The organism is Shigella sp. FC1661 (assembly GCF_001712525.1).
Taxonomy (GTDB): domain Bacteria; phylum Pseudomonadota; class Gammaproteobacteria; order Enterobacterales; family Enterobacteriaceae; genus Escherichia; species Escherichia coli.
Map to the genome: position 1 here is coordinate 1 of NZ_MDGW01000103.1, position 7709 is coordinate 7709.

The following is a 7709-nucleotide window of genomic DNA, read 5'->3' on the forward strand; positions in this document are numbered from 1 at the left end:
TCGGCCTTTGAGGTCGTGGTATGGATGACGGATGGCTGGCCGCTGTATGAATCACGCCTGAAGGGAAAGCTGCACGTTATCAGCAAGCGTTACACTCAGCGCATTGAGCGACATAATCTGAATCTGAGACAACATCTGGCAAGGCTGGGACGGAAGTCACTGTCGTTCTCAAAATCGGTGGAGCTGCATGACAAGGTCATCGGGCATTATCTGAACATAAAACACTATCAGTAAGTTGGAGTCATTACCTAAATTCCTGGCGGAAGTGCGTCAGCACACCTGGTCATCCGGTACCAACGGTGTGGTGGCTGCAACGTTCTCACTGCGTCTGAAAGGCAAACCGGTGTCCTTTGTGGTACCGCTGGCGTTTGTGAAAAATCTGGATAAGACACTTACCGTGAATACCGGTGCGCTGCTGACAATGTCAGTCAGTGCCAACGGGGGAATGCCGCCGTATAAATACGCCTGGAAGAAGGATGGTCAGCCGGTTGACGGGCAGACGACAGACACCTTCAGTAAGCCAGGTGCGCAGTCCGCTGATGCGGGGAAATATACCTGCGTGGTGACCGATTCGGCAGAGAAAGCACAGAGTGTGACGTCTGTTGAATGCACCGTGACAGTGAGCGCAGCTGCCGGATAAGGGGATGGGTCATCATGAAAAAGGATCTGAAAACGCTGGCGCTGGCCAGACTGTCAGGGTTTCGTCATAAAACGGTGAAGGTGCCGGAATGGGGGAATGTCAGCGTGGTGCTGCGGGAGCCTTCGGCAGAGGCCTGGTATCTGTGGCAGGAAGTGCTCAATGGTGATGGAGAGGATGACGATACCCTGTCGGTGGTGGCGAAAACCCGCCGTAACCTGGAAGCGGATGTGACGCTGTTCTGCGATGTCCTGTGTGATACGGACCTGCAGCGGGTGTTCACTCCGGACGACCGTGAGCAGGTGCTGGCCGTCTATGGTCCGGTACATGCCCGGTTGCTGCGTCAGGCACTGGAACTGATCGCTGATGCAGAGTCGGCCAGAAAAAAGTAGCCCGCCCGGAAATTCGCTTTCTGATGCGACTTGCGCTCCGTCTGGGGCGCACCTTATCCGAACTGCGCCACAGCCTGAGTGCGAGCGAGGCGATGATGTGGATGGAGTTCGACAGGATATCCCCGCTGGGTGATGAGCGCGGGGATATCCGTAATGCACAGATCGTGAAAGCGGTTTTCGGGGCACAGGGGATGAATGTTGCACTGAAGGACGTCATGCTCTGCTGGGGCGAGGATGAGGATAAGCCGGAGGTGGATCCGTTTGCGGCGCTGGAAGACGCGCTGAGCTTTGCAGCACAGTCATGAATGATGAGAACCGCTGAGGCGGTTTTTTTACGCCCGGAGAAAGGTGAATGGCGACGTTACGTGAACTGATTATCAAAATTGTAAGCTTCCGGGGAACTCATATTGACGCATTTTTCAGGCGCGCGTCATCGGCGGCGCATACGAACGCTCGTGGTTTGATAACGGTTGATTTATTTTGTTGCACAGAGGCGATCGCCAGGCAGGTACCGGAGGCGGGCTCTGAAGTACTGAGTAGCGTGATCGCGTCAGGCCGCGAAGTACTGACTCGGGGATTAATTGCAGGTGATGATGTACTGACCCGGGAATGACTCCGGGCTGATTCAGGTTCTTATTCGCTGTCAGCCCGCGTGGTTGCTGGTCTGGCTCATTTCCTGCCGTCAGGAGTTCAACTCCCGACTGCAGGTTATGGCCCGGTGCACGAACACCTGACGGCAGGTATCACTCACCCGGAGAAGGTAAATCCCTCAAGAGGCAGCAACTCTGCCAGTCGCTCCTCCGGCCACTCCGGCAGACGCATCAGGACGTCTGTCAACCAGGCATGCGGCTCCAGACCGTTGCGTTTCGCGGTTTCCAGCAAGCTCATTATTTGCGCGGCGCGTTCTCCCGCCATCTGCGAACCGGCGAACAGCCACGATTTTCTGCCCAGAACCACGTTTTTGATGGCCCGTTCACACACATTATTATCCAGCGGCACCGCACCATCTTCCAGGAAGCGGCTCAGTTCCACGCGATGAGACAGCGCATAGGCAATGGCTTTGTGTAATGCCTTTCCCGGAGAACATTGCGGTTCCTGCTCTTCAAGCCATGACCACAGTTCTTCCAGTATCGGACGGGCATAACGCTGTCGCCACTGGCGGATTTTTTCCACGGGGCGGCTACTGATCTTCTTCTCAAGACGGTACAACCCCGCGATTTTCTTCACGGCTATGGCAGCCCGTGGATCTTTACTGATTTTATACAGGTCGGCGAAGCCCCTGCGGGCATGGGCCCAGCATCCGGCCAGCGTGATCTCCGGCACTTTGTTTGCCAGAGTCCGGTAAGCTTTATGTCCGTCGACAACCAGCGTCCCGCCCCAGCCCTGAAGCCAGTTTTCAGGATACTCATGGCTACGTCCGGTCCGGCAGTCGAAGCACACAACTGACGGTCCCGTCCTTTCTCCACTGACGTATGCCCACAGATAACCGGAGCAGGATTTACCGCCTTTCTTCGTGTTCAGGATCTTCAGGGTAGTCTCATCTGCATGCACCACCGGACGGTTTATCAACTCGCGATGGAGTAACGCCGCCAGGGGAGATAATGCGGCACCCGCCGCGCCAACCATGTCAGCCATCGAACTGACGGGCAGCCCGACATCTGAACGGGCAAAGACCTGTTGCTGGCGATACAGAGGCAGGTGGTCACCGTATTTATTGATGATCACCTGTGCGATGACTGATGGCTCAACGGCACTTTTCGGGAGGATATGTGCCGGCATTTCACCGCTGAACACCTTCTGGCAACAGGGACAACTGTATTGCGGACGGACATAACGGTTCACCACAAAGTGAGCGGGAATATACTCCAGCTTTTCACTCACCGCATCGCGGATATAGTGCAGCGGCTCGTCACATTCAGGGCAATGGTCAGTGTCCGGCTGGATAATTTTTTCCACCCGTGGAAGATGAACCGGTAAGGGTTTGCGTATCGGGCGTGAACGGGACGCTTTTTCATCTTCTTCAGGGGATTGCGGGAGCAGTTTATCCAGATGTGCGGTAAGCGCGGCGATATCGGCATCAACATCCTCTTCGAATAGGGAGCGTTGCATACCAGCCAGCGTTTCACATTTTTTTCCGAAGCGCTGTTGACGAACCAGTTTCAGCATTTCTTCCAGAAGCTGGATGCGCCGGCTTTTCTCCAGTAATTCCCGCTCTTTTTCGGCATTCTCCGACATGACTTCTTGTACCATGGCAAGTGCCATAGCACGCAGTTTTTCGATGTCATTCGTGGTGTTGAGAGCGGAGATATCCATACAGGGGAGTATACCACTCCAGATACGGATATTCATTATTTTTCACTGAGTTAGCAGTGTATTTTGCGTGTTTTCAGGGCGCAGTTCAGGTTCATTCAGCCAGACCCATTTCGTCAGGTCATGTCCCTTAACCTGCTGCCAGTCAACACCGGCAATCAGCCAGTTAAACTCGTCGGGAGTGAGGTGCCAGGCAGCGTCATTTGCACGTGGCCAGCGGAAGCTGCCTTTGTGCAGACGGCGGGTACACAACCACACCCCGTGTTTATCCCACCGGAGAACTTTGATACGCGAACGGGCTTTGTTAACAAAGACGAAGGCGGCTCCCTCATGCCATGTCGACCGGAGTTCATCCTGTATATACTGCGTCAGTGAGTCGATGCCCCGGCGCATGTCAACAGGTTTAATTGCGATGAAGACATTATCAGGACTGAGCATATTTGAGTGCCCTGAAGACATCGGTAAGTTGTGACGGCTGACAGCACATCCGTACTCCACCGGGAAGGAAGAGCGTGACTGGCTCATTCGTGACGGGCTGTGGTACATCAGCATGCAGTGGTGGCGCAATATGAACGGGAAGAACGGTCGGTTCATTTGCCCGGCGTTCAGCTTTTGCGACATCCTGCGGCCATTCGCGAAGTGATGTGAAGGGAATATCGTTGAGTTCACAGTATTGCTGACGTGTAAGACCACTGGCGCGCCAGGCAGCAACGTGCTGCCTTTTCTGTTCAATGGTCCATCGGGGTTTTGACATCGATTATCTCCGGTAAGTTGGTGAATGGATGTCGGTAATACTAACTGACCGAAGATCCCTATGAAGATGACTTCCCCGTAACGACACTCAAAATTTCGGCAAATTCACAGTCATTCCAGTCGGAGATCCAGCGGGCGTCCCGTATGGGCAGTGAATATTACCGGACCCTACAGAATGGCGGACGTCATGCCGCTGCTGCCGCACGGGAACAGCGCCGCGCCCTTGCAGAACTGAACAGTCAGTTGACGGAAATTCGCGGTTCTGCTGTCGGAATGGCTGGCGCATTTGCCGGTGCCTTTGCCACCGGACACCTGATTTCGCTGGCCGATGAGTGGGGTTCCGTGAATGCCCGTCTGAAACAGGCATCTCAGTCATCGGATGAATTCTCGTCATCACAGAAAGTGCTGATGGATATCAGTCAGCGAACAGGTACCGCGTTTTCGGATAATGCGGCCCTGTTTGCCCGTTCGGCTGCCTCGATGCGTGAATATGGTTACAGTGCTGATGATGTGCTGAAGGTGACGGAGGCCATTTCGACAGGACTGAAACTGTCAGGGGCTGGAGTTGCGGAATCCGGTTCGGTGATCACCCAGTTCAGCCAGGCACTGGCACAGGGTGTACTGCGTGGCGAAGAATTTAATGCTGTTAACGAAAATGGCGACCGGGTGATCCGCGCGCTTGCTGCGGGGATGGGTGTGGCCCGTAAAGATCTGAAGGCAATGGCGGATGACGGAAAACTGACAGCGGATAAAGTGGTCCCTGCGTTAATCAGCCAGCTGGGGATATTACGTGATGAATATGCGGCCATGCCGGAAACGGTTTCCGGTAGTATCACGAAGGTGGAAAACGCCTTTATGGCCTGGGTGGGCGAAGTGAATGAGGCCTGCGGGGTGACAAAAACGCTCTCCGGCGTGCTGAACGGTGTTGCCGGACAGATTGATAATGTGGCAACAGCTGTGGGGGCGCTGGTTGCCGTCGGGGTTGCCCGGTACTTTGGCAATATGGCCTCCGGAGCGATGTCTGCCACGGCAGGACTTGTGACGGCTGCACGTAATGAAGTTGCACTGGCGGAAGCACAGTTCAGGGGAACGCAGATTGCCACGGCGCGGGCAAGGGCAGCCGTGTACCGTGCTCAGCAGGCCGTGGCGGCAGCCCGCGGGACGGAGATGCAGATTGCTGCAGAGGCCCGTCTGGCGGCCACACAGGAACGCCTGAACAGAAATATTGCTGCCAGAAGCGCCGCCCAGAATGCGCTGAACAGTACAACGGCGGTGGGCTCACGTCTGATGAGCGGTGCGCTGGGGCTGGTTGGTGGCGTACCCGGACTGGTGATGCTGGGGGCTGCAGCATGGTACACGCTGTACCAGAATCAGGAGCAGGCCTGGGAGTCTGCGCGCCAGTATGCACTGACGATAGATGAAATCGCGCATAAAACGCCGTCAATGTCTTTGCCTGAAGCCTCAGATAATGAAGGACGAACACGGGCGGCGCTGACAGAGCAGAACCGGCTGATTGATGAACAGGCTAGTCGGGTGAAATCCCTGCAGGAAAAAATCGCAGAATATCAGTATGTTCTGGCGAACCCGGGCTGGACGACCGTCGTGTGGCGTTAATTCGTCAGCAGGCGGCAGAGCAGAATAAGGTGTACCAGTCCATGCTGGTTATGAACGGTCAGCATACGGAATTCAACCGTCTGCTGGGGCTGGGTAATGAACTGCTTCAGCAGCGGCAGGGACTGGTGAATGTGCCGTTACGGCTGCCACAGGCCACTCTGGATGATAAACAGCAGAGTGCCCTGACAAAAACAGAGCGTGTCCGACTGGGGTATGCGGCGGATGACCTCGGTTTTGTGGGTGATCCGTATCAGGAGGCGAGACAACGTTATATCAGTAATGCCCTGGAAGCCTGGCGCAATAACGAGGCGAATAAACCCAAATCCCGGGGTGGAAAATCAGAGACGGAAAAAGCGGAAGACAGTTTTTCCCGGCTGCTGAAGCAGCAGAAAGAGCAACTGGCACTGGCGGGGCAGAATACAGAGCTGGCGAAGCTGAAATACCAGACTGCGCAGGGCGAACTGAAAACCCTGACGGAGATGCAGAAGCAGGAACTGCTGCGCAATGCGGCCCTGATTGACCAGCAAAAAATCCGGGAGCAGTTGCGGTCCCGGGAAGAGACCCTGAAGAATGATAATGTGGCTGCGCGTGCATCAAATGAAGCGGAACTGCTGGGGTACGGGCAGGGAGAGCGGCTCCGTGAACGCATGCGGGAGTTGCAGCAGATCCGCGACAGTTTCCGCCAGAAGGATGCGGACCTTCAGTCTCAGTATCAGACCGGGGATATCAGTGAGGATTTTTACAGACAGGCTCTGGCACAGAACGCGCAGTATCTGAGTGAACGTCTGAAAGAGCAGGAAGCCTTTTATGCCGAATCGGATGTGCAGCGTGCGGACTGGCAGAAAGGGCTGCAGGAGGGATTCAGTAACTGGGTGGATAATGCGTCCGATTACGCCTCACAGGCAGTACAGCTTGCGACGGAGGGTATCTCAGGGATGGTGAATAACATCACGGAGATGCTGAACGGAAATAAAGTGGAATGGCGCAGCTGGGCCTCATCAGTGCTGCAGGAAATATCAAAAGTTCTTATGAATGCCGCGATTGTCAACGGGATCAAGACGGCGGCAAACAGTATGTCCGGAGCGGGAGGATTTATCGGCAGTATTGGTAGCTGGCTGGGCGGTGCGGTGGCCAATGCAAAAGGCGGTGTGTATACCTCGGCAAACCTGAGTGCGTACAGCAACAGTATTGTGGATACGCCCACGTACTTTGCCTTTGCAAAAGGGGCGGGACTGATGGGGGAGGCCGGTCCTGAAGCCATTATGCCCCTGACCCGGGCGGCGGATGGCTCGCTGGGTGTGCGAGCGGTGGGCAGTATGAACGGCAGTGCAGGTCTGGTGTATTCCCCGGTCTACCATATCGCCATTCAGAATGACGGGACTAATGGCCAGATAGGGCCGGAAGCTGCGGGCAGCCTTGTGCAACTGATTGACCAGCGGGTGCAGGCGGTGATGCTGTCCATGCGACGTGACGGAGGAATGCTGAGTGGCTGAGATAAAAACGCTGCATCTGGTCCCGCGTGAAGGGATGCAGGTGAGTGAGAAACCGTCGGTGGCGAGGGTACGGTTTGGTGACGGTTATGAACAGCGCCGCCCGACGGGACTTAATGCCCGACTGAAGACGTTTCAGGCGGTGTTCCGGGTGACGGATGAGGCGACCCGGCGATGGCTGGAAGAGTTTTTATCGTGGCATGGTGGTTACCGTGCCTTTTTGTGGCGACCGCCGAAACATAACCGGACGGTGAGGGTGGTATGCCGGGAGTGGAGCGTCACAGATAACGCCAGGTACAGTGATTTCAGTTGTACGATTGAGCAGGTGGTGAACTGATGCAGGATATTCACGAAGAAAGTCTGAGCGAGTCGGTTAAATCAGAGCAGTCACCGCGGGTGGTACTCTGGGAAATTGACCTGACGGTGCAGGGTGGTGAGCGGTATTTTTTCTGTAATGAGCTGAATGAAAAAGGGGAGCCGGTCACCTGGCAGGGGCGTAAGTATGAGGCATAC

General features: G+C 55.4%; 8 protein-coding genes and 3 pseudogenes. 8 read left to right on the forward strand and 3 right to left on the reverse strand.

Going from position 1 to position 7709, the window contains the following annotated elements; all coding sequences use genetic code 11:
* The 5 genes and pseudogenes from BFF42_RS07460 to BFF42_RS07480 all read left to right on the forward strand — a co-directional run.
* Positions 1–234: IS1 family transposase (locus tag BFF42_RS07460; protein WP_001393844.1), on the forward strand; the 234-nt coding region annotated here is incomplete at its 5' end.
* Between the two features lie 16 nt (positions 235–250).
* Positions 251–640 (forward strand): annotated as a pseudogene (locus BFF42_RS07465) (major tail subunit); the annotation flags it as partial.
* A gap of 14 nt (positions 641–654) precedes the next feature.
* A complete protein-coding gene (locus BFF42_RS07470) occupies positions 655–1029 on the forward strand; it encodes a phage tail assembly chaperone (protein WP_000710952.1) in 375 nt (124 codons plus the stop codon).
* Between the two features lie 23 nt (positions 1030–1052).
* Complete coding sequence (locus BFF42_RS07475) at positions 1053–1334, forward strand: phage tail assembly protein T (RefSeq protein ID WP_001234260.1); 282 nt, start codon at positions 1053–1055, stop codon at positions 1332–1334.
* A 47-nt stretch (positions 1335–1381) separates the two neighbouring features.
* Positions 1382–1642 (forward strand): hypothetical protein, encoded by a 261-nt coding sequence (locus BFF42_RS07480; protein WP_000224021.1) that lies wholly within the window; start codon positions 1382–1384, stop codon positions 1640–1642.
* Between the two features lie 134 nt (positions 1643–1776).
* Here BFF42_RS07480 and BFF42_RS07485 read toward each other — a convergent pair whose 3' ends face one another.
* Genes BFF42_RS07485 through tnpA form a run of 3 tightly spaced genes read right to left on the reverse strand, consistent with a single transcriptional unit; the run spans position 1777 to position 4093 of the window.
* Complete coding sequence (locus BFF42_RS07485) at positions 1777–3342, reverse strand: IS66-like element ISEc49 family transposase (RefSeq protein WP_000354982.1); 1566 nt, start codon at positions 3340–3342, stop codon at positions 1777–1779.
* Positions 3343–3384: 42 nt separating this feature from the next.
* Positions 3385–3777: an IS66 family insertion sequence element accessory protein TnpB gene (tnpB, locus tag BFF42_RS07490; protein WP_000950647.1), complete on the reverse strand. Its 393-nt coding sequence runs from the start codon at positions 3775–3777 to the stop codon at positions 3385–3387.
* Positions 3764–4093: an IS66 family insertion sequence element accessory protein TnpA gene (gene tnpA, locus BFF42_RS07495; RefSeq protein ID WP_000042910.1), complete on the reverse strand. Its 330-nt coding sequence runs from the start codon at positions 4091–4093 to the stop codon at positions 3764–3766. Before tnpA ends, tnpB begins: the two co-directional genes overlap by 14 nt.
* Positions 4094–4137: 44 nt before the next feature.
* Here tnpA and BFF42_RS07500 point away from each other — a divergent pair.
* The 3 genes and pseudogenes from BFF42_RS07500 to BFF42_RS07510 form a co-directional block, all read left to right on the forward strand.
* Positions 4138–7199 (forward strand): annotated as a pseudogene (locus BFF42_RS07500) (phage tail tape measure protein).
* On the forward strand, positions 7192–7533 hold the full coding sequence (locus BFF42_RS07505; RefSeq protein ID WP_000807924.1) for a phage tail protein: 342 nt from the start codon (positions 7192–7194) through the stop codon (positions 7531–7533). Before BFF42_RS07500 ends, BFF42_RS07505 begins: the two are co-directional and overlap by 8 nt.
* A pseudogene (locus tag BFF42_RS07510) lies at positions 7533–7709 on the forward strand (phage minor tail protein L); the annotation flags it as partial. The gene BFF42_RS07505 and the pseudogene BFF42_RS07510, both read left to right, overlap by 1 nt.

Excerpts from the sequence above, each read along its gene's own strand:
- BFF42_RS07475 (WP_001234260.1), top strand. The coding sequence starts at position 1,053 with ATGCGACTTGCGCTCCGTCTGGGGCGCACCTTATCCGAACTGCGCCAC.
- tnpA (WP_000042910.1), bottom strand. The coding sequence starts at position 4,093 with ATGTCAAAACCCCGATGGACCATTGAACAGAAAAGGCAGCACGTTGCT.
- tnpB (WP_000950647.1), bottom strand. The coding sequence starts at position 3,777 with ATGCTCAGTCCTGATAATGTCTTCATCGCAATTAAACCTGTTGACATG.
- BFF42_RS07485 (WP_000354982.1), bottom strand. The coding sequence starts at position 3,342 with ATGGATATCTCCGCTCTCAACACCACGAATGACATCGAAAAACTGCGT.
- BFF42_RS07480 (WP_000224021.1), top strand. The coding sequence starts at position 1,382 with ATGGCGACGTTACGTGAACTGATTATCAAAATTGTAAGCTTCCGGGGA.
- BFF42_RS07470 (WP_000710952.1), top strand. The coding sequence starts at position 655 with ATGAAAAAGGATCTGAAAACGCTGGCGCTGGCCAGACTGTCAGGGTTT.